Here is a 20729-nt window from a genome sequence, read left to right on the forward strand (position 1 = left end):
TCGTCAGCTCGCCTCCGCCAGCAGCGACAGCTGCCGCGGCTGCGGCTCGATCTGGGTCTGGTCGGTGAGGTGGGTCGGATAGACACCGGTGAAGCAGTGATCCGCAAACTTCGGATTGGCGGGGTCGCGGCCGGGCTCGCCCATCGCGCGGTACATGCCGTCGATCGACAGGAAGGCGAGTGAGTCCGCGCCGATCAGCTCGCGCATCTCCTCCAGCGAATGCGTCGCGGCCAGGAGACCGCCGCGGTCGGGCAGGTCGATGCCGTAATAGTCGGGATAGAGGATCGGCGGCGAGGCGAGGCGGAAGTGCACCTCCTTGGCGCCGGCATCGCGCATCATGCGCACGATCTTCTTCGACGTGGTGCCGCGCACCAGGGAGTCGTCGATCAGGATGATGCGCTTGCCTTCGATCGCGGCGCGGTTGGCCGAGTGCTTCATGCGCACGCCGGATTCGCGGATCGCCTGCGTCGGCTGGATGAAGGTGCGGCCGACATAGTGGTTGCGGATGATGCCGAGCTCGAACGGCACGCCCGAATGCTGGCTGTAGCCGACCGCCGCGGGCACGCCGGAATCCGGCACCGGCACCACGACGTCGACAGGCACATGGCTCTCGCGCGCGAGCTGCGCGCCGAAGGCCTTGCGCACTTCGTAGACCGAGCGGCCGTGGACGATGGAATCCGGACGCGAGAAGTAGATGTATTCGAAGATGCAGGGGCGCGGCGCCATCGGCGGGAACGGCTTGTGGATGTCCTGGCCGTTCTCGTCGAACACGATGACTTCGCCGGGCTCGATGTCGCGCACGAAGCGCGCGCCGATGATGTCGAGCGCGCAGGTCTCCGACGTCAGGATCGGGCAGCCGTCGAGATCGCCCAGCACTAGCGGGCGGATGCCACGCGGATCGCGCGCGCCGACCAGCTTCTTGTTGGTGAGCGAGACCAGCGCATAGGCGCCTTCGATCTCACGCAGCGCGTCGATATAGCGCTCGATGAAGCGGCTGCGCCTCGAGCGCGCCACCAAGTGCAGGATCACCTCGGTGTCGGAGGTCGACTGCATCATAGCGCCGCTTCTGACGAGTTCGCGGCGCAGCGTCAGTCCGTTGGAGAGGTTGCCGTTGTGAGCGACCGCGAGGCCGCCGGCATTGAGCTCGGCGAACAGCGGCTGGACGTTGCGCAGGATGGTGGCGCCGGTCGTGGCGTAGCGGACGTGACCGACCGCCATGGTGCCGGGGAGGCGATCGATCACCTCGCGGCGGGAGAAGGTGTCACCGACGAGGCCGAGGCGGCGTTCACTGTGGAAGCGGCTGCCGTCGTAGGAGACGATGCCGGCTGCTTCCTGGCCGCGATGCTGAAGGGCGTGGAGACCAAGCGCCGTGATGGCGGCGGCTTCAGGATGTCCGTAGATGCCGAATACGCCGCATTCCTCGCGGACCGTATCTCCGTCCAGGTCGTCCTGAAGCTCTAGCGCGGCGGAGCCGGGATCGAGTTCAGTGTGGGCGTCCTGGTCAGGGTGTCGCATCTCGTCCGCGCCTCTCTTTAGGGCTAAAATCAACGCGCCGCAGGTTTCTCGATCAGCTTCTTCAGGCTGTCACGAGCCGGTTTGCTGTAGCCGTCGCCACTGCCCGAAGGCTGCTGCTCGGTATCAGCTTGATCATCATCTGGTTTGTTTTTCTTGAATCTCTTCAAGATGGTGTTCTCGGGGTCGTCCGGCAAGAGGGACATCAGCCAATCCCCGGTTCCCTGGAGCACCACGCGGGATTTGGCCCCTGAGACCCAGTCCGGGCGCTGCTTGTCCGGCACCAGCCAGGTGAAGAACAGGAAGGCGACCACGACGATCAAGAGCCCGCGAGCCAGGCCAAACAGGAAGCCGAGGGTGCGGTCCAGCGCGCCGATGCGCGAATCCAGGATCATGTCGGAGATCCGGACCGTGATCACGGAGACCACGACCAGGGTACCGACGAACACGCCGGCGACCACCACCACGCTCGCGACGGTGTCGTTGTTGAAATAGGTCTTGGCGGTCGGCAGCAGCTTGGAAAACGAGTACAGCGTCACGATCGCCGCCGTGCCCCAGGCTGCGATCGAGAGGATCTCGCGCATGAAGCCGCGGACCATGGCGAGCAGGCCCGAGATCAGCATCACACCGAGCAGGATCAGGTCGAGGAGTGTAACTGGCATCGGCTGGTCTGGTCCGCTCGTACGCTCAAAGGGTGCTCAGCGAATCGGTGTTTGGCCGCCGCCCTAACTGAAGGCCAGACGACGTTCCCGGCAAGGCCGCAACCACGCAATCCCATGCTGCTTTTGTGACGGCTGTATAGCGGTGGGGGCGCTTGGCGTCACCTCCAGCTACCCCTCTCCACGGCGGAATCTTGCCGGTGTGGCATTTTTCTCCGCCGGCGGGGGTGGGTCGCCGCGGCGGGAGCCCTTGGCGGCGATCTCTGCAACCAGTGTCGTCAGGCTGTTCACCGCGTTCAGGGTCAGTCCCGCATCACCGCCGGCATCGCCGCCGCGGGCCGATTCGGGCAGCACGGCGCGCTTGAAGCCCAGCTTGGCTGCTTCCTTGAGCCTGGCCGGGGTCTGCGCCACCGGGCGGATGACGCCGGAGAGCGAAATCTCGCCGAAATAAACGGCATCGGTGGGTAACTGCGCATTAACCAGGGACGACACCAGCGCGGCGGCCGCGGCCATATCAGCTGCCGGTTCGTGGATGCGCAGACCACCCGCGACATTCAGATAGACATCGTGGCCGGACAGCTTGACCCCGCAATGGGCTTCCAGCACCGCCAGCACCATCGAGAGCCGGCTCTGATCCCAGCCGACCACGGCCCGTCGCGGGGTGCCGAGCGAGGTCGGCGCCACTAGCGCCTGCAATTCGACCAGAACGGGCCGCGTGCCCTCGATGCCCGCAAAGACTGCGGTGCCGGGCGTGCCGAGATCGCGCTCGGACAGGAACAGCTCGGAGGGATTGGTGACCTCGCGCAAGCCGAGCCCCGTCATCTCGAACACGCCGATCTCGTCGGTCGGGCCGAAGCGGTTCTTGACGGCGCGCAGGATGCGAAACTGCTGCGAGCCTTCGCCCTCGAAGGACATCACGGCATCGACCATGTGCTCGACGACGCGGGGGCCGGCGATCTGGCCGTCCTTGGTGACGTGACCGACCAGAATGATGGCAGCGCCCGACTTCTTGGCGAAACGAATGAGCGCCTGCGCCGACGCACGCACCTGCGTGACCGTGCCGGGGGCGGATTCCACTGTGTCGGTCCACATGGTCTGGATCGAGTCGATCACGATCAGCCGCGGCACCGCGCCTTCGGACAGGGTCGAGATGATATCTTCCACCGACGTCTCGGCCGCGAGCTGCACCGGCGCGTCCGACAGACCAAGCCGCTCGGCGCGTAAGCGCACCTGGGCGATGGCTTCTTCGCCGGAGATGTAGACGATGCGGTGGCCGGCGCGCGCCATCATGCTGGTCGCCTGCGTCAGCAGCGTCGACTTGCCGATGCCGGGATCGCCGCCGACGAGCAGTACGGATCCGCGCACAAAACCGCCGCCGGTGACGCGGTCGAGTTCGGTCATGCCCGAGGACATGCGAGGCGCATCCGGGCTTTTGCCGGCCAGGCTCTCAAGCGCAAAGGTTCGGCCCTTGCGCTTGGAGCGGATCGAGACCGGCACGCTGCCGCTGGTGTCTTCCTCGGCGAGCGTATTCCACTCGCCGCAGGACTCGCATTTGCCCTGCCAGCGGTTGTAGGCCGCGCCGCAGTTCTGGCAGACGAAGGAAAGCGTGTTCTTGGCCATGAGTATGGTGAGTCGGAGGTTACAAAATGCGCTGATAGCACGGAACGGTGGGCGGCGCGGGTGTCCGTAAGCCCTTCCATGAGCCCATTCCGCGCAGCCGATACACCCTTTGTTAGCACTACGCCGCCGCATCATACCGGACTTTGCCAAATGTTAGCGGACGCGGGTCCAGTTTCGGAACCAAGACGGGGTGACGAAACAAATGACGATAATCTTGCGCATATGGCTCGCAGTGAGCATCGCCTGCGGCATTCTTGCGCCAGCCGGCTCCGCTGTTGCGGCCGATGCAAAACCGCTCAACATCGTCTTCGTGAGCCCGGGCAAGACCGGCGAGGTCTATTGGGACATGGTCGCCCAGACCATGCAGGCCGCCGGCCGCAAGCTTAACGCCAAGGTCGAGGTGCTGACCAGCGAGCGCAACTACCGGACCATGCAGGAGCTCGGTCTCGGTGTGGTCGCACGCGCCGATAAGCCCGACTTCCTCATTCTCTCGAACGAAGAGTCCGCCGCCGTTCCGATCCTGGAGGCCGCAGAGGCCGCGGGCATCAAGACGCTGTTGCTGTCGAATTCGTTGATCGGCGAGGATGCGAAACGTCTTGGACCGCCGCGCCACATTCTCAAGAATTGGCTCGGGGACATCACGACCGATCTGGCGACCGCAGGCGCGCGGATGGCGAATGCACTTATCGGCGCGGCCCGCAACGAAAAATGGCAAAGCCCCGACGGCAAGATCCATCTTCTCGCGATCGGCGGCGACGAGATCACGCCAGCTTCGATCGCCCGCAATGCCGGCCTCCAACTCGCGGTCGCAGCCGCGCCTGACGTGGTGCTGGATCGGATGCTGTTCGCGAACTGGACGCAGTCCGAAGCGGAGCAGGTCGCGGCCAATTATCTCGGCTGGGCGCAGCGCAAGGGCATTCGTCCCGCGGGGATCTGGGCCGGCAACGACCCGATGGCGCTGGGCGCGCTCAAGGCTGTCGCGGCCGCCGGCATCACACCGGGTGAGGCGATCCAGGTGGTCGGCCTCAACTGGTCGGAGGACGCGCTGCGCGAAATCAAGGCCGGCCGCCTGCTGCTGACCGATGGCGGCCACTTCCTGCTTGGCGGCTGGTCGATCGTGCTGCTCCGCGACTTTGCCGACGGTTGCGATTTCGCGGCCACCTCGCCGCATGTCGAGGTCAAGACGTCGGCGATCACGCGCGACAATCTCGCCTCCGTCGCTACGCTGATCGCCACTCATGCCTTCGACCAGATCGATTTTGCGCAGTTCAGGGCCAAGGCAGGACATTGTGGCCAATACGACTTCTCTGTGGAGGCTCTGATCTCCTCAATATCGCCTCCAGGCGGCGCCGGTGAATGATGCGGGACGCTGAGGGGATGAACGGTTCGAGCAAGCCGGCACCATCGCGCTCGGTCGTTCGCGCGATGATCTGGGCGACCGTGCCCGTGCTGCTGCTGGTGCAGCTGCTCGCTTCGGCCGGCGTCGAGGTCTCGAACTTCTGGGCGCAGATCAGGCAGCTCGATGCACGCATTGCCCGCGTCGCCGAGAGCCGCGCCGAGCTGATCGCCGAGCCGCTCTGGAAGATGCGCTATGACCGGGTCACAGGCGTGCTCAACGAGATCATGCACGACGAAACCATCGCGGCGGCCGCCGTCTACGACGACACCGGCGTCGTGGTCGCCCGCGTGGTGGCGCGGCCCGAGGTACAGGCGCTCACGGAAGTCTCGCGCCCGATCAACTACAGCAACGGCAACATGGCCGTTCAGGCCGGTCGCATCGCGATCGCCTATTCCTACGCGAGCCTCTATATGGACGCGGGCAGCAGGCTGGGGCTGCTTCTCGTCGTCGGTCTGCTCGCAACGCTTGCGACCGTGATCGCGATGCGGATCTCCGCCAACATCTTCATCGGCAAGCCGCTGGCTGCGATGATGTCGGCGATCCAGCGCAGCAAGCAGGACAGCCGCGCTTATCCAGCCGATGTCAAATCGTCCAACGAATTCGGCCAGCTCGCGATCGCCTTCAACGCGATGCAGCATACGACCTCGGGCGCGCTCGACCGGCTCGGCCACATGGCCTCGCACGATCCGCTCACGGGGCTGCCCAACCGCCGCACCCTGTCCGAGCGCCTGGCGACGTTGAGCCGGGATGCCGGCTCTCAGGACGCGCTGATCGCGTTCTGCTTCATCGATCTCGATGATTTCAAGGGCATCAACGACACCTTTGGCCACGACGCCGGCGACAAATTCCTGGTCCATATCTCGGAGCGGCTTCGCGGCACGGTCGAGGCGGAAGATTGGGTCGCGCGGCTCGGCGGCGACGAGTTCGTTGTCATTCGCCCCGAGGTCAGCAATGAAGCGGTCGCGCAGGCTTTCGCGCGGCAATTGCTGGAGGCGATCTCCGAGCCGATCATGCTGCATGACAAGCAGGTCGTGCCGCGCGCCAGCATCGGCCTTGCCGTGCGCCGTGCCGGCGATCCTGAATTGTCGCACTTGCCGGCGCTCGCCGACATCGCGCTCTACCACGCCAAGAGCAAGGCACCCGGCACCGTCGCGGTGCTGGATGAAGCGCTTCAACACGATTATCGCCGCCGCAGGGATCTGGAGCTTGCCATTCCGACAGGCTTCTCCGAGGGGCAGTTCGAGGTCTGGTATCAGAGCCAGGTCGACCTCGTGACCCAGGACATCATCAGCCTGGAGGCACTCATCCGCTGGCGTCATCCGGAGCATGGCGTGATCGGCCCTGGTGAATTCCTGCCGCTGATCGAGCGCAGCGGCAACAATGCGCGCCTGACGCGCTACGTGCTGACCGACGCCTGCCGCGCGCTGCAACAGCTGGCCGAGGCTGGCAGGCCGCACATCAGGATCGCGATCAATTTGCCGCCCTCGGAGCTTGCCGACCATTCGCTCGCCGCCTGCTTGCGCGAGACGTGCGAGCGGTTCGATGTTGCGCCCTCGTTGCTCGAGCTCGAGATCACCGAAGGATCGCTGATCAACAACATGGCCAGCGCATCGGACACGCTGCGCCGGCTGCGGCGCCTGGGGGCGACCATTGCGCTCGACGATTTCGGCACCGGCTACAGCTCGCTTGCGCATCTCAGGCGGTTTCCGCTCGACAAGGTCAAGATCGACAAGGCCTTCATCCGCGAAATTCCTGAAAGCGCCGAGGACAAGGCGATCGTCGGCGTGATCGCCTCGCTCGCGGGCACGCTGGGGCTCACGCTGGTTGCGGAAGGCATCGAACGGGCCGAGCAGGCGCAGGCGATGCGCGAGATGGGTGTGAGGCTCGGCCAGGGCTTTCTGTATCACAAGCCGCAGCCGCTCGATGCGGTCCTGCGCCAGCTTGCGGAAATTGGCGGCGGCGAAGACCGCGGGCTGGTCGACAGCCCGTCGATCGCGCCCGAATTCGCCGCTTGAGCGCTAGAGCATGATCCGGAAAGTGTGAAACGGTTTTCCGAAAAGATCATGCCAAACAAAGAGCTAAAGCGCGATGACGACTCAACTCAATCTCATCGCGCTTTACGGCTGCGTCGCATTCCAGAGCATCGAAAGCCCGGCTGCGATCATGATCGCGTCCATCACCAGGCGAAACATCTCCGGTTTCAGGTGCAGCACGAAGCGCTTGGCGACGAAGGCGCCTGCCATCAGCGAGGAGCCCGCGATCAGGCCCTTGATGAAGACCTCCTGCGTCAGCGCGCCGAAGCGCTCGAACGTCACCGATTTGGCGAAGTAGAGGCCGAGCGAGGCGGCAGCCTCGGTCGCGAGAAACGCGCCTCTGGAGAGGCCGTAGAACAAAAACAGCGGCACGCTGAGCGGACCGGTCGAGACCACGATGCCGGTGAGATAGCCGATGATCGCGCCACCGACGCAGAGGTGCCAGAGATTGGCCTTGAGGTCGTGCCGCGCCAGCCAGTGCCGCACCGGCACCATCGCGATCAGGAAGATGCCGATGGCGAGGTCGACCGTATGTGAGGGCAGGGCGAGCAGCGTCCGTGCGCCCAGCGCTGCGGCCGGGATGCCTGTGACCGAATAGGCCAGGCACGCCCGCCAGTCGACCTCGCGCCACCACGCCAGAATCCGCGAAAAATTTGCCATCACGGAAGCAATGGCCATGATCGGCACGGCCTCTTTCGGCCCATACGCGTAGACCAGCACCGGCATCAGCATGATCGACGAGCCCGTGCCGACGATGCCGGAAATGGTGCCTGCGATCAGGCCGACGCTGAGGACGAAGAGGAAGGCCAAGGGAGGCACGCTCCGGGGCTCGGGGAATGACAGTTCCCGATCAGTGCTTGCTGCTCGCGGTGCACAGGGAGCCGTCTATGGTGACATCCTGCCAGTGTTTTGCCCGACGAGTCAAATTGAATTTCGGAATAACCGCATAAGCTTGTCTGGCGGGAGTCGTCTACTGTGCATGGGGTTGTTCTTCATGATCTGTTTGGGTGCAAGTACTGCTGACAGCATGTTGGCAGCAGGGGCGGGCTATGACCACCTCCTGACAAAGCGGGGAGCGGATCATGCCGGTCGAGGCAAGCTGTCATTGCGGTGAGACGGTGTTCGAGGTGACAGAGGCGCCTGCGAGCGTGACGCGTTGCACCTGCTCGCTCTGCGCCAAGCGCGGTGCGCTGTGGGCCTATTACACGCCGGCGCAATTTCGCCTGCTGTCGCCCCCCGACAATGTCGCGACCTATCTGTGGGGGAGCCGCACCGTCAAGCATCATTACTGCGCGAATTGCGGCTGCGGCACCTATTCGGAGTCGCCGGACTGGTCGACCGGCAAGCCCGATTTCGACAATCCCAAGGTCGCGGTGAACGCACGCCTGTTCGACGATTTCGACCTGGAGGCGGTGCCGGTCAATATGATCGACGGCAAGAATCTGTGGTGACGATCGCTTATTTGAGCACCACCCACGCCGGTGCATGATCGCTCGCACCTTCTTCGCCCCGCACCTTCTTGTCGACGCCAGCCTTTGTCAGTCGCGAGACCAGGGCGGGGCTCAGCAGCAGATGATCAAGCCGCAGGCCCGCATCGCGCGGCCACCGGTTCCGCTTGTAGTCCCAGAAGGTGTAGATGCGCTTGTCTCCGTGCAGTTCGCGGATCGCATCGCACCAGCCTTGCTCGACAAGCGAGGCGAAGGCCGCGCGGCTCTTCGGCTGGATCAGCGCATCCTTGTCCCATGAGCGCGTCGGATAAATGTCGATCTCTGTGGGCGCAACGTTGTAGTCGCCTGCGAGCACGACGGGCAGATCCTGCTTGAGAAAGGTCTTGGCGTGGCGCTTCAGCCGCGCGAACCAGTCGAGCTTGTAGTCGAATTTTGGCCCCGGCTGCGGGTTGCCGTTCGGCAGATAAATGCTGGTGACGATGACGCCGCGCACGGCAGCCTCGATGTAGCGCGCCTCGTGATCGTCGGGCCGTCCCGGCAGGCGGTCGCGCGTCAGCACGGGCTCGGCATTGCGGGCGAGGATGGCGACGCCGTTCCAGGTCTTCTGTCCACGCCAGACTGCGCCGTAGCCGGCTCTTTCGATCGCTTCTGCCGGAAATTCGCCATCACTTGCCTTCAATTCCTGAAGCGCGACGACATCAGGCTTTGCCGCGCGCAACCATGCGAGCAGATTGGGCAGGCGGCGGTTGATGTTGTTGATGTTGAATGTCGCAATCTTCATGTAGAGCTGATCGCCTCGTACGTCCCCACACCGGAGATACAATGTCCAAATTGACCTTTGCCGCCTTCATCGTCGTTGCTGCGATCTCCGGGACAGCTTCGGCACAATCGCCCGATCCGCGCGGCGCGTGCAAGGTGGATTACGACAAGTTCTGCGCCGGCATTGCGCCGGGCGGCGGCAAGATCATCGCCTGCCTCAACGCCAAGCGCGACCAGCTCAGCGCGACCTGCAAGGCGGCATTGGACAGCCGGAAGAAGTAAGCGGCGAGACGCTCAGCTCGGCAGTGGCGGCGGAGCCGAAGGCTGCTCGAGCGGTGGCGGGGAGGGTGGCTGTTCCGCGGCCTTCGCGGGTTCCGGCTTCACCAGCGGCTCGACCACGTTGCCGCCCTTGTAGACGCGGGCGTAGCGGTGGCCGAGGCTGGTCAGCACCTCATAGCCGATCGTGCCGAAATGATGCGCGAGCTCGTCGACGGTGATGCCCTCGCCGAGCAGCGTCACCATGTGGCCGCGGCGCGCCGCGTTCGGCGGCAGATCGGTGATGTCGATCGCAATCAGGTCCATCGAGATGCGCCCCGCGACCGGGCAGCGCTTGCCGGCGACGATCACCTCGGCACCGCGCGTGCCGTCATTGGAACTGGCGGCACGGAAATAGCCGTCGGCATAGCCGACCGCGATGATCGCAAGCTTGGTCGGCCGCCGTGCGGACCAGGTGCCGCCATAGCCGACGGTCTCACCGCGCTCGATCGAGCGGATCTGCACGATACGCGCCTTGAGGTCGACCACCTGCTGCATCGGATTGTCGGCCTCCGGCGTCGGATTGACGCCGTAGAGCGCGGCGCCCGGCCGGACCAGGTCGAACTGGAACGGCGCGCCGAGGAAGATGCCGGATGAATTGGCGAGCGCCGCCGGCACACCTGAGAATTCGCTGGCGATGCCGCGGAAGGCCGCGAGTTGCTTTGCGTTGATGGGGCTGTTGAGCTGCTCGGCCGAGACCAGGTGGCTCATCACCAGCGTGATGCCGTGATCGCCGGCATTGATGCGGGGGATGATGGCCTGCGCCTCCGAGAGCGTCAGCCCGAGCCGGTTCATGCCGGTGTCGATATGGATGGCAGCGCCGCCGGACCAGCCGGTGCGGCGGCAGAACACGTCCCATTCGGCGAGCTCGTTGAGATCGCCGATCACCGGACGGCAGTTGATCTTGGCGTAGTGCTCGCCGGTGTTCTGGAAATAGCCGCCGAGCACGTAGATCGTGGCGTCAGGGACCGCCGCGCGCGCCGTGCGGGCCTCCTCGATAGTGGCGACGAAGAAGGTCTTGCAGCCGGCCTTGTTGAGCGCCTGCGCGACCTGCGCGGTGCCGCAGCCATAGGCGTCGGCCTTGATCACCGCCGAGCACTCGGCCGGCACGGCGGTCTTCTCGAGCTTGCGCCAGTTGGCGATGATGGCGTCGAGATCGACGGTGAGCACGCCGCCAAAGGCGGCGAGCGCGGCAGCCTGGTTGGCCTCCGCGGAAAGAAGGCCGGATTGCGGGATCATGTTCGGGTCGGACGCCATTGTCATGGCGCCGTTTTACGCGAAGAGGCAGGGCCGGTTCAAGGAACTCAGTAGTCATCGCCGGCGCGAGCCGGCAGCTGAGCGTCTGGCGCGAGGTCGCCGAACCTTGTGACCGAGGCTTCGAACGCCAAATCGACGGTGCCGGTCGGACCGTGGCGCTGCTTGCCGATGATGACCTCGGCTTTTCCGTGCGCAAGGCTCATGTCGAGCTGCCACTTCTCGTGTTCGGGCGTTCCCGGGCGAGGCTCCTTCATCGCGAGATAATATTCCTCGCGGTACACGAACAGGACGACGTCGGCGTCCTGCTCGATTGATCCGGATTCACGCAAGTCGGAGAGCTGCGGCCGTTTGTCGTCGCGGGACTCGACCTGACGTGAGAGCTGCGACAACGCGATGACGGGAACATTGAGTTCCTTGGCGAGTGCCTTCAGGCTGGTCGTGATCTCCGTGATTTCCTGCACGCGGCTGTCGCTGGCGCGCTTGCTTGAGCCGGAGAGCAGCTGGATGTAGTCGATCACGAGAAGGTCGAGGCCCTTCTGTCGCTTGAGCCGGCGTGCGCGCGCCATCAATTGCGCGATCGACAGGCCACCCGTCGCGTCGACATAGAACGGCAGCGATTGCAGCTCGATCGAGACCTCCCGGATCTTCTCGAAATCGGCTTCCGAGATGCCGCCGCGGCGGATGTGGGAGGAGGGAACGCCGGTGCGCTCGGCCACGATACGCGTGGCGAGCTGGTCGGCCGACATTTCGCAGGAGAAGAATCCGATCACGCCGCCATTGGCGGCCTTGGTGGTGCCGTCGGCCTGGAGTTCCGGAACGTAGGCTCGTGCGACGTTGTAGGCGATGTTGGTCGCAAGTGAGGTCTTGCCCATGCCGGGACGGCCGGCGACGATAATGAGGTCGGAGTGCTGCAGGCCGCCCATCTTGGTGTCGAGGTCGCGCATGCCCGTCGAAATGCCGGACAGTTTTCCGTCGCGCTGGAAGGCCTTGGCCGCGAGATCGACTGCGACCGCCAGCGCCTGCGAGAATTTCTGGAAGCCGCCGTCGTAGCGGCCGGACTCGGCAAGTTCGTAGAGCTTTCGCTCGGCGTCCTCGATCTGCGCCCGCGGCTGGAAGTCGACCGGCGCGTCATAAGCGACATTGACCATGTCCTCGCCGATGCCGATCAGGTCACGGCGCAAGGATAGGTCGTAGACCGTGCGCCCATAGTCTTGGGCGTTGATGATGGTGGTCGCTTCGGCCGCGAGCCGCGCCAGATATTGGCCGATGGTCATGCCACCGACGTCGGTGTCGGCGGGCAGGAACGTCTTCAACGTGACGGGCGTGGCGATCTTGCCCATCCGGATCAGGCTGCCGGCGGTCTCGAAAATGGTCTGGTGCAGCGGCTCGAAGAAATGCTTCGCCTCCAGGAAGTCGGAGACCCGGTAGAAGGCGTCGTTGTTGACCAGAATCGCGCCCAGAAGGCTCTGTTCCGCCTCGATATTGTGCGGCGCGCTCCGATAAGCGGGCGTTCCGGGCTCGGGCGCGAGTTTCAGGACGTTCGAATCAGTCAGGGCCATGGTCGACCGATAGCAATTTTCTGCGGCGGATGCGGGGCCGGGATAAAGCGCCGCTCCAGGCCAAAGCGGAAGCTAAAACTTCGTCACTATCAACCGATCTTAAAAGCGGTGGATGATTGGCGGCCGCGGCATTCGCCGCGCTTGACGGAATTTCACGGAACTCAAGCCCGAACCGGAATCGGCCGCGATCGCGCCACGGAAAAATCCGGAAACGATGAACCTAATGATTTGAATGCAGACGTATTTAAAGGCGCGCGAAAACGGCGCGCTGGCGCTTCCGGGACGGATTCAGACCAGCAGGAGGTAGACCAGCGCAACCAGCGCAGCGCCGACGCCGGTGGCGATCAGGGCGTAATCGGTGCGGAGGTCGTCCTGCACGTCGAAGGAGGTTCGGGTCTCTTTGCTCATGGCGACGGTCTAAGGCAGCGCCGTCGAGAGGAATGTGAACCAGATCACATCTACCCGGATTCTTTCGGGGGTAGGACAAGGAACAGGCAGACGGGCAGGGGATTGTCTCCAACGCCCCGCCAACAGGGAACGAGGCAAGCGATGCGGCCAGAACGGCAGCAGCAGATCTGGCGAAGCGAGGCAGGCAGCCGGCTCTGGTTGTCCGGGCTGATCGCCGCCATGCATCACGCCGAGCGGCCCGAGATCCGGCGTCAGCCGGTCGCTCCAGAGGTCATCGTGGCGCTCAGGGCGCAATTGGCACTAACGGCGTCTTTCCGGGTTTCGTCGATTTCGGCCCTTCGTCACTAGGACTTATTCACCAGCAAGCTTCAGCTTCGGTTTGGCGCCGCCCTCGAGGGCGCGCAGCCGGGCTTCCTCGTGGACGATATAATCGCGGGTCATCGGCACCACGCCCTGGCGCTTGGTCAGCTGGATCTGGAAGTTCATCATGCCCTGCTTGCGGAACGTCATCTCGCAGGCGGCGAGATAAAATTCCCACATCAACGCAAAGCGCTCGTCGTAAAGCTGCACGGCTTCCTCGCGCCGCGCAATGAAGCGCTCGCGCCAGGCTTTCAACGTCTCGGCGTAGTGCAGCCGCAGAATCTCGATGTCGCAGACCAATAGACCGGCGTTCTCAATTGCGGGCAACACCTCCGAGAGTGACGGGATGTAGCCGCCGGGGAAGATGTATTTGGCGATCCAGGGATTGGTCGAATCCGGTCCCTGCGAGCGGCCGATCGAGTGCAGCAACATGACGCCGTCGTCGCTGAGCAGCTCGGCGCAGCGCTGGAAATAACTGTCATAGAATCTGGCTCCGACATGCTCGAACATGCCAACCGACACGATACGGTCGAATGGCCCCGCGATGTCGCGATAGTCCTGGAGCAGGAAGCGTACCTGATGCGTCAGACCCTTCTCGGCGGCGCGCGCATTCGCAAGCTGCAACTGCTCCGTTGACAGCGTCACGCCGGTCACGTCGGCGCCCGCGATCTCGGCGAGATAGAGACCGAGCCCGCCCCAGCCCGAGCCGATGTCGAGCACGCGCTGGCCGGGCTTGGCCCGCAGCTTTGCGGTGACGTGCCGCTTCTTGGCGAGCTGCGCGTCGTCGAGCGTGGCGTCGGGCGTCTCGAAATAGGCGCAGCTATATTGCTTGTCGGCGTCGAGGAAGAGCGAATAGAGCCGCGCGTCGAGATCGTAATGATGCGCGACGTTGCTGCGCGAGCGTGTCCGCGGATTGAACTGTCTCAGATGCCGGACGAGATAGCGCAGGTGCCACCAGGGCTTTGCCCAGCGCGGCAGCAGCTCGGCCTGGTCGAGCAGGATCGCGAGGACATCAGCTATGTTGCCACGCTCGACGACGAACTCGCCGTTCATATAGGCCTCGCCAAGCCCGAGCTCGGGATTGATGAGGATCTTTCGCTCTGCGTCTGATGTGGCGAAGCGCACGGCGATCGGCTCGCCCGAGCCATCGCCGACAGTGAATTGCGATCCCGTTGCCGTTGTCACTGTCATCGACCCGCGGCGAATGAATTGAGACAGGAAGCTACGTAACAATCGGTCCATCCACACCTTCCTCTTGAGCGAACCCGAAGAGATGCGACTAACCCGGCCTTTTCGCTCTGACGCTCAGGGTCCCGCTCGGGTTCCTATGCGTTTGCATCTAAATCTGGGGAGGGCTTTCGGGTGCCGCTATTGCGTTGTGTTCACGGCAGATATTCCCAAGGCGCTTAATCACATCCTTGCGCCTGGAGCCTGCTTCCATTCGCAGCGCAATCGGATAAAAGGTGACCGCCGCCGCGCCGAATGCCGGCCGTATCTGTCGGATTTCAATGGAGATGATGGGAATGTCGAGCCGAGCGCTCAGCCTCGCCACGGTGCTGTTTCTGATCGGCTTCGGCGCCTCCGATGCCGTTCTGGCGCAGGCGACGAACCTCGAGGCCGGCAAGGCCCCATCCCAGATCTTCGCGCAGACTTGCAATGCCTGCCACAAGAGCCCGCGGGGGCTGTTGAAGACGGTGTCGCCGGGCTCGCTGCCGGGCTTCCTGCGTCAGCACTACACCACCAGCCCCGACATGGCCGGTGTGCTGGCCTCCTATCTCGTCTCCAACGGTGCCACCGACGCCCGCTATCAGTCCAAGGACGGCGGCAAGGACAAGAAGGACGGCGCCAAGGAGAAGGATGCCAACACGACTCCGGGACAGTCGCCCGAGCATCAGGGCCGCCGGCAGCGTCAGGAAGCCGCCAAGCCGGAGGGCGAGGGCGCGGCTACTCAGGCGCCTGAGGGCCGCCAGAAGCGCGCGGCGCGGCCGAGCGAGGAAGGTGCCAAGGAAGGTGCAAAGGAGAGCGCAAAGCCTGAGGCCACCACTGAACAGCCGCCCGAGGGCCGCAAGGGCAAGCGGCTGAGCAAGCGCGCCAAGCCGGCAACCGAAGACGCCGGCGCGCCGAAGGTTGAGCCCAAGGTCGATTCCAAGATTGAACCCAAGACCGAGCCCAAGACCGAGCCCAAGATCGAACCGAAGAGCGAGAGCGCGAAGGTCGATTCCGAGTCCAAGCCCGACAGCGCGAAGCCGGCGGAGAAGCCCGCAGAAGCCAAGCCGGAGAGCGCCAAGGTCGAGCCGAGCACCAGCGAGACGCCGGCTTTGCGTCCCGATCCGGTGCCGCAGGTGACGCCGGCACCGCCGGCCGCCGCCAAGCCGGCTGAACCGGCTGCGCCCAAGCCCGCGGAAGCGGCCGTTTCCAAACCGGCAGAGCCCAGCGCCGAGCCGGCAGCTAAGGCGGCAGAGCCGGCGCCTGCTGCACCCGCCGCGGCTCCGTCGCCCGCGCCCGCCGAGTCGTCCGGCCCGCCGGCTCCGCCGATCTCGCGTTAAGCAGCACATCCCCTCGATCTCCGAAGGCCGCGCCCAGCGCGGCCTTCGTCGTCTTCAGCGCTCGCTTCGATCGCGATGCTGAGCGAGGATGTCAGTGCAAAAGCAAAAAGCCCGGCCGCCTGAGGCAGCCGGGCTTCGCAGACTTGCGTAAAGAGGAAGCTTACTTCTCTTCCGCAGCCGGGGCCGGCTCGACGTCGTCGTGCTGGGCTTCCGGATCGAAGAACTCGCCGGCGGCGGCGATCGCTTCGGCGGCCGCATCGCGGTCCTCGTTGCGGGTGGAGATGTCCTCGCCGCGGTTGATGCGCTCGGCCTCGTCCTGGCTGCGCGCAACGGTGACGGTGACTTCGACCTCGACCTCGGGGTGAACGGCGACGGTGATCGAGTGCTTGCCGATGGTCTTGATCGGCGCATCGAGCTGCACCTGCGGACGGGCGAGCGAGACACCGTCAGCCTCGAAGGCGACAACCACATCACGCACCGTGACCGAGCCGAACAGCTGGCCGGCTTCGGACGCCTGACGGATCACAATGATGTTCTTGCCCGCGATCTTCTCGGCGACCTTGGATGCCTCGCCCTTCGAGGCGAGGTTGCGAGCCTCGAGGTCGGCCTTCATGCCGTCGTACTTGGCGCGGTTGTCGGCGGTGGCACGCAGCGCCTTGCCGCGCTTGAGCAGGAAATTGCGGGCATAACCGTCGCGAACCTTCACGACTTCGCCCATCTGGCCGAGCTTGCTCACGCGTTCCAGCAAAATGACTTCCATATTCGTTCTCCTTTGAAGTGCTCTGGTTTTCAGTTTCGGGTTGAACTCAAGAGGTCGGCAATGGCGGCGGCTGCCGGTTGCGCAGGAAGCGCTCGCGGAAGCCGAACACGGCATCCGCGAGGCCGAGGGCCACCATCGCGATGACAGGCCAGCCGAACAGGACGACGACGGCATAGGTCGAACCGAGCCAGAAGGTGCGGCTCTTCAGCGCGAGCGTCAGCGTGTGCAGCACGGCGAAGCCGGTCAGCGCGTAAGCCATCATCAATGCCGCCGTGGCGATCTGCGCGACGATCGCGAGCAGGCCGCCGGTGAAGCAGAAGGCGAGCGCGATGCAGAGCACCGCGAGTGTCATCGCCGGCAATTGGGCCGTCTTCATATCCGGCCAGGGGCGGCGCAGCCGGCCCGATGTCGCCGTCACCTTGGCGCTGAGCCAAAGATTGAGGGTGAGCGTCATCATCGAGACGATGGCGGCGGCAGCCGGCGCAATGCGCACCAGCGCGTCGATAAACTGGTCGGCCTCACCGGTGGCCTGGGGATCGGTCGCATGGAGGATGCGCGTCAAGCCACGGTGCAGCGTACCGGTGATGGTGTCGGCATCGGTGCCGAGCGTGAGCAGGGCGGCGATCGTGGTCAGCATCGCGAAGCCCGCGATCCACAACAGGATCTGGCCGACCGGATACCATTCGATTTCGGGTTCGGCTGGCGCAGCGATGGCTGCGGCAGGCGTCGCGCTCGAAACGTGCCGACCGAGCAAGACAAGATGGCCCAGCCACCAGGCCGGCAACGCGACAGTGACGGCAAAGGCGACACAATAGGGCAGGCCAAAGATGGCGCCGAGGCCGACCGCGGCGGCGATTCCGCCGAGACTCGCATAGAGCGGCCCCCAGCCGATCGCGGCGACCATCAGCGGCAGCGGTGCGAGATAGAACAGGACGAGCGAGATCAGCGCGCCCGACACGATCGAGGCGAACATCAGGGCCGACGCTGCGCCGGCGATCAGGGCTATCAGTCCAAACATCATCATCAGCTGTCCCGCTCCCTTCGAGCGGTTAGAGGCGCCTTGCCCCAACCATCGGCGACCGGACGACCCGGAAGCCTTATGAAAATCAAGCATGATCCGGAAAAGTGTGCAGCGGTTTTCCGAAAAGATCATGCTCAAACGACAAATCCAAAACGCGATGATGAATCATCGCGTTTTGGAGTGCGGCCGGCGGCTTGATCGCCGCCGGCCGAATCCGTCTTAGCGAATGACGTAGGGCAGCAGGCCCAGGAAGCGCGCGCGCTTGATGGCGCGGGCGAGCTCACGCTGCTTCTTTGCGGACACCGCGGTGATGCGGCTCGGCACGATCTTGCCGCGCTCGGAGACGTAACGCATCAACAGCTTGGAGTCCTTGTAGTCGATCTTCGGCGCATTGGCCCCCGTGAACGGGCAGCTCTTGCGGCGACGGAAGAACGGGCGACGTGCACCAGCTTCAGCCATTGTTCTTACTCCCCATCCGTCGTTTCAGCTTCGTCGCGCGGGCGGCGCGGGCCGCGATCGCCGCGGAAGCCACCACCATCACGATCGCCACCACGGAAACCGCCTTCGCGGTCGCCACGGAAGCCGCCTTCACGCTCGCCGCGGAAGCCGCCGCCACGATCGTCACGCTCGCGATCGCGGTCAGCCTTGCGCATCATTGCAGACGGACCTTCCTCGAGCTCTTCGACGCGGACGCTGAGATAGCGGATCACGTCCTCGCTGATGCGCTCCTGGCGCTCGATCTCGGCGATCGCCGCGGAGGGCGCGTCGATGTTGAGCAGCACGAAGTGCGCCTTGCGGTTCTTGTTCATGCGGTAGGTGAGGGAGCGAACGCCCCAATTCTCGGTCTTGGTGACCTTGCCGCCGAGACCTTCGACGATGCCGGTCATCTGCGCAGTCAGCTCTTCGACCTGCTGCGTGCTCGCGTCCTGGCGCGCGAGAAAAACATGCTCATAGAGAGCCATTGTCGTCCTTTCCTCGTGTTGGCGCATTGCCCGGCGTCAAGCCCTTAAGAGACCTTCGGAAAGGACTCTGGGATTAAGCTCAGAAGGCGGAAACACGGGACGACGGGCCGACTGGCCCTGCCACACCAAAATCACTGAGGATTTGCTGAGACCGTCCGTTCAGCTCCCGGCCGGGGTCTGCGGATGGCGCGCTTATACGGATTTTGGCCGGCTTTGCAAGGTTTGAGGCTCGGGTTTTCGGCCCAGATGGTTCCGGAACGGGTCGTGAGATCGGTCCTCCCATACCACATCCCGGCTTGATCTATTTGTTTGTATGTCATACAAATAAATCAGGGGGAGGATCCATGGTGGAAAAGCCGGCGCACGAGCCGCTTGAGGCGGCTGGCGATCCCAAGCACGCCGCGCGGGCGACGCGCTCGGCCGGCCGCAAGATGCGTTCTCTGCTGCTGGATGCGGCGAGCCCGCTGTTTCGCGAGCGGGGGCTGTCAGGCACCGCGATCACCGACATTGCTGCCGCCGCCGACGCATTCCCGAGCCAGATCACCTATTACTTCCGCACCAAGGAGGCGCTGTTCGTCGAATGCGCCTGTCGCGATCTTCTGTATCTGGCCCGCGCGACCGAGCAGGCGGCGCTGAAGGCGCGCACGCCGCGGGACTACACGCAGGCATTGGCCGAGACCGTGACCGCGAGCGATTCGGTCGCGTTCTTTGCCGAGGCACTGACGCTGACGCGGCGGCGCCAGGATCTGGCGCCGCTGGTCGAGCGGACCATCGAGCGCCTGCATTCTGAAGGCGCACGCGCCTATGCGGGCCAGGTGGTGCGCCACGGCTGGCGCTCGCTGCGTGCGCCCGATGAAAGCTCGCGGCGGTTCTGGGCCGTCGCCATCGGCGTCATCCTGGAGGGTTACGCGATGGGCCGCTCGCCCGAAGCGCTCTGCGCCGAGATGCTGCGCGTGCTCGGCGAGCAGGCGAAACCGGCCGGTGATACTGCGCGCCTGCGTCTCGTCGACGAGCACGACACACCGAGCAATTCGAATGAGAAGGGGTAGGCGATGACTGCGCTTCGCATGCGTGCCCGCGATTTCCTGACCGACGATCAGCTCGCCGACGTGCGCCAGCGCGTGACCTGGAAGGGCGTCGCGATGATCGTCCACGCCTGGGCGCTCATCATTGCCGCGATCGCGCTGGTCGCGTGGTGGCCCAATCCGATCACCTATGTTCTCGCTGTCGCCATCATCGGCTCGCGCCAGCTTGGGCTCGCGATCCTCATGCATGATGGTGCGCATGGTTGTCTGTCCGCGGACGAGAAAACCAATCTGGCGCTGAGCCAATGGTTTTGCGCCTATCCTCTGTTTGCCGAAACTCGCAGCTATCGGCGCTATCATCTGCAGCATCATGCGCGCACGCAGCAGGAGGATGATCCTGATCTGGTGCTGTCGGCGCCGTTTCCGATCACGAAACTGAGTTATCGGCGCAAATTCATCCGCGACGTCACCGGACAGACCGGCTACCAGCAGCGCAAGGCGCAATTGCTCAACGCGCTCGGGCCGAAGGACTGGCCGTTGCGGCAGCGCGCCGCACATTTCTGGGACAAGCTCGGTCCGCAATGCCTCGTCAACGCCGCGATGTTCGCAGGTCTCGCGGCGGCCGGCGTGTGGTGGGCCTATCCGCTGCTATGGCTGGTGCCGCTGCTCACCTGGATGATGGTGATCACCCGCATCCGCAACATCGCCGAACACGCCGTCGTGCCTGACAGCAGCGATCCGTTGCGCAACACGCGTACCACGCACGCCAATTTCCTCGAGCGTCTGTTCATCGCACCGTACTACGTGAACTACCACCTCGAGCATCATCTCTTGTTCTACGTGCCCTGTTACAACCTGCCGAAGGTCCACCGCGTGCTCAGCGAGAGTCGCCACGCCGGTCGGATGGAAGTGCAGCCGAACTACGCCGCAGTGCTGCGGCTTGCCACCGCCAAGCCCGATCGGGATGACCGTCCAGGCCAGCTGGTGAGCAGTGCGCGCCGCGCGCGGGCGGGGGCGACGGTCGATTCCAACCAGACCAACGGTGGATTTTAGGGGCCGCATCCCCCAGGTGAATGCAAGCCGAAG

20 protein-coding genes are annotated in these 20729 nt (G+C 64.5%); 8 read left to right on the top strand and 12 right to left on the bottom strand.

All coding sequences use genetic code 11. The annotated features are described in order from the left end of the window. Window positions 1–3: 3 nt before the first annotated feature. The 3 genes from purF to radA all read right to left on the bottom strand — a co-directional run bounded on the left by purF (window position 4) and on the right by radA (window position 3791). Window positions 4–1515, bottom strand: coding sequence for an amidophosphoribosyltransferase (purF, locus tag XI06_RS11550; protein WP_237869410.1), 1512 nt, complete (start codon window positions 1513–1515; stop codon window positions 4–6). A gap of 29 nt (window positions 1516–1544) precedes the next feature. Next, window positions 1545–2174 carry a CvpA family protein gene (locus XI06_RS11555; RefSeq protein ID WP_092234672.1) on the bottom strand — a complete coding sequence of 210 codons (630 nt, stop codon included), beginning with the start codon at window positions 2172–2174 and terminating at the stop codon, window positions 1545–1547. A 168-nt stretch (window positions 2175–2342) separates the two neighbouring features. Continuing rightward, the gene (gene radA / locus XI06_RS11560; protein ID WP_237858379.1) at window positions 2343–3791 is read right to left on the bottom strand and encodes a DNA repair protein RadA; all 1449 of its coding nucleotides are present in this window, start codon (window positions 3789–3791) and stop codon (window positions 2343–2345) included. Window positions 3792–3993: 202 nt separating this feature from the next. Between radA and XI06_RS11565 the strand changes: the two genes are divergently transcribed. Both XI06_RS11565 and XI06_RS11570 read left to right on the top strand, forming a co-directional pair. Then, window positions 3994–5151, top strand: a complete 1158-nt coding sequence (locus XI06_RS11565; protein ID WP_237890197.1) for an ABC transporter substrate-binding protein — start codon at window positions 3994–3996, stop codon at window positions 5149–5151. 17 nt (window positions 5152–5168) lie between these two features. Next, window positions 5169–7205, top strand: a complete 2037-nt coding sequence (locus XI06_RS11570; protein ID WP_271605344.1) for a putative bifunctional diguanylate cyclase/phosphodiesterase — start codon at window positions 5169–5171, stop codon at window positions 7203–7205. Window positions 7206–7307: 102 nt separating this feature from the next. Here the strand turns inward: XI06_RS11570 and XI06_RS11575 are convergent, their stop codons facing one another. Continuing rightward, window positions 7308–8033: a sulfite exporter TauE/SafE family protein gene (locus XI06_RS11575; protein WP_237858373.1), complete on the bottom strand. Its 726-nt coding sequence runs from the start codon at window positions 8031–8033 to the stop codon at window positions 7308–7310. Between the two features lie 272 nt (window positions 8034–8305). Between XI06_RS11575 and XI06_RS11580 the strand changes: the two genes are divergently transcribed. After that, complete coding sequence (locus XI06_RS11580) at window positions 8306–8674, top strand: GFA family protein (protein ID WP_237858372.1); 369 nt, start codon at window positions 8306–8308, stop codon at window positions 8672–8674. A gap of 7 nt (window positions 8675–8681) precedes the next feature. Here XI06_RS11580 and XI06_RS11585 read toward each other — a convergent pair whose 3' ends face one another. Further along, window positions 8682–9452: an exodeoxyribonuclease III gene (locus XI06_RS11585; protein WP_237858369.1), complete on the bottom strand. Its 771-nt coding sequence runs from the start codon at window positions 9450–9452 to the stop codon at window positions 8682–8684. Window positions 9453–9493: 41 nt separating this feature from the next. On the opposite strand from XI06_RS11585, the gene XI06_RS11590 reads away from it, so the two are divergent. Further along, window positions 9494–9712, top strand: coding sequence for a cysteine rich repeat-containing protein (locus XI06_RS11590; RefSeq protein WP_237858365.1), 219 nt, complete (start codon window positions 9494–9496; stop codon window positions 9710–9712). A 12-nt stretch (window positions 9713–9724) separates the two neighbouring features. Here the strand turns inward: XI06_RS11590 and alr are convergent, their stop codons facing one another. After that, complete coding sequence (gene alr, locus XI06_RS11595) at window positions 9725–11002, bottom strand: alanine racemase (protein ID WP_237859396.1); 1278 nt, start codon at window positions 11000–11002, stop codon at window positions 9725–9727. Window positions 11003–11049: 47 nt separating this feature from the next. Beyond that, window positions 11050–12561 (bottom strand): replicative DNA helicase, encoded by a 1512-nt coding sequence (locus XI06_RS11600; protein ID WP_237858363.1) that lies wholly within the window; start codon window positions 12559–12561, stop codon window positions 11050–11052. Window positions 12562–13110: 549 nt separating this feature from the next. Between XI06_RS11600 and XI06_RS11605 the strand changes: the two genes are divergently transcribed. Next, window positions 13111–13317: a transcriptional regulator gene (locus XI06_RS11605; protein WP_271605345.1), complete on the top strand. Its 207-nt coding sequence runs from the start codon at window positions 13111–13113 to the stop codon at window positions 13315–13317. Between the two features lie 3 nt (window positions 13318–13320). Here the strand turns inward: XI06_RS11605 and XI06_RS11610 are convergent, their stop codons facing one another. Next, window positions 13321–14571: an SAM-dependent methyltransferase gene (locus XI06_RS11610; protein WP_237858359.1), complete on the bottom strand. Its 1251-nt coding sequence runs from the start codon at window positions 14569–14571 to the stop codon at window positions 13321–13323. Window positions 14572–14852: 281 nt separating this feature from the next. On the opposite strand from XI06_RS11610, the gene XI06_RS11615 reads away from it, so the two are divergent. Beyond that, window positions 14853–15875, top strand: coding sequence for a hypothetical protein (locus tag XI06_RS11615; RefSeq protein ID WP_271605346.1), 1023 nt, complete (start codon window positions 14853–14855; stop codon window positions 15873–15875). 160 nt (window positions 15876–16035) lie between these two features. Here the strand turns inward: XI06_RS11615 and rplI are convergent, their stop codons facing one another. The 4 genes from rplI to rpsF form a co-directional block, all read right to left on the bottom strand. Beyond that, complete coding sequence (rplI, locus tag XI06_RS11620; protein WP_237858357.1) at window positions 16036–16635, bottom strand: 50S ribosomal protein L9; 600 nt, start codon at window positions 16633–16635, stop codon at window positions 16036–16038. A 46-nt stretch (window positions 16636–16681) separates the two neighbouring features. Then, on the bottom strand, window positions 16682–17659 hold the full coding sequence (locus XI06_RS11625; protein WP_271605347.1) for a DUF2232 domain-containing protein: 978 nt from the start codon (window positions 17657–17659) through the stop codon (window positions 16682–16684). A 216-nt stretch (window positions 17660–17875) separates the two neighbouring features. After that, window positions 17876–18115 carry a 30S ribosomal protein S18 gene (gene rpsR / locus XI06_RS11630; protein ID WP_007592020.1) on the bottom strand — a complete coding sequence of 80 codons (240 nt, stop codon included), beginning with the start codon at window positions 18113–18115 and terminating at the stop codon, window positions 17876–17878. A 5-nt stretch (window positions 18116–18120) separates the two neighbouring features. After that, window positions 18121–18618, bottom strand: coding sequence for a 30S ribosomal protein S6 (gene rpsF, locus XI06_RS11635; protein ID WP_128952215.1), 498 nt, complete (start codon window positions 18616–18618; stop codon window positions 18121–18123). 344 nt (window positions 18619–18962) lie between these two features. Between rpsF and XI06_RS11640 the strand changes: the two genes are divergently transcribed. Next, window positions 18963–19667 carry a TetR/AcrR family transcriptional regulator C-terminal domain-containing protein gene (locus XI06_RS11640; protein WP_271605348.1) on the top strand — a complete coding sequence of 235 codons (705 nt, stop codon included), beginning with the start codon at window positions 18963–18965 and terminating at the stop codon, window positions 19665–19667. A gap of 3 nt (window positions 19668–19670) precedes the next feature. Then, window positions 19671–20696 carry a fatty acid desaturase family protein gene (locus XI06_RS11645; RefSeq protein WP_237891270.1) on the top strand — a complete coding sequence of 342 codons (1026 nt, stop codon included), beginning with the start codon at window positions 19671–19673 and terminating at the stop codon, window positions 20694–20696. Window positions 20697–20729: the final 33 nt, after the last annotated feature.

Source organism: Bradyrhizobium sp. CCBAU 11434, from assembly GCF_028128895.1.
In the GTDB taxonomy this organism is placed as follows: domain Bacteria; phylum Pseudomonadota; class Alphaproteobacteria; order Rhizobiales; family Xanthobacteraceae; genus Bradyrhizobium; species Bradyrhizobium zhengyangense.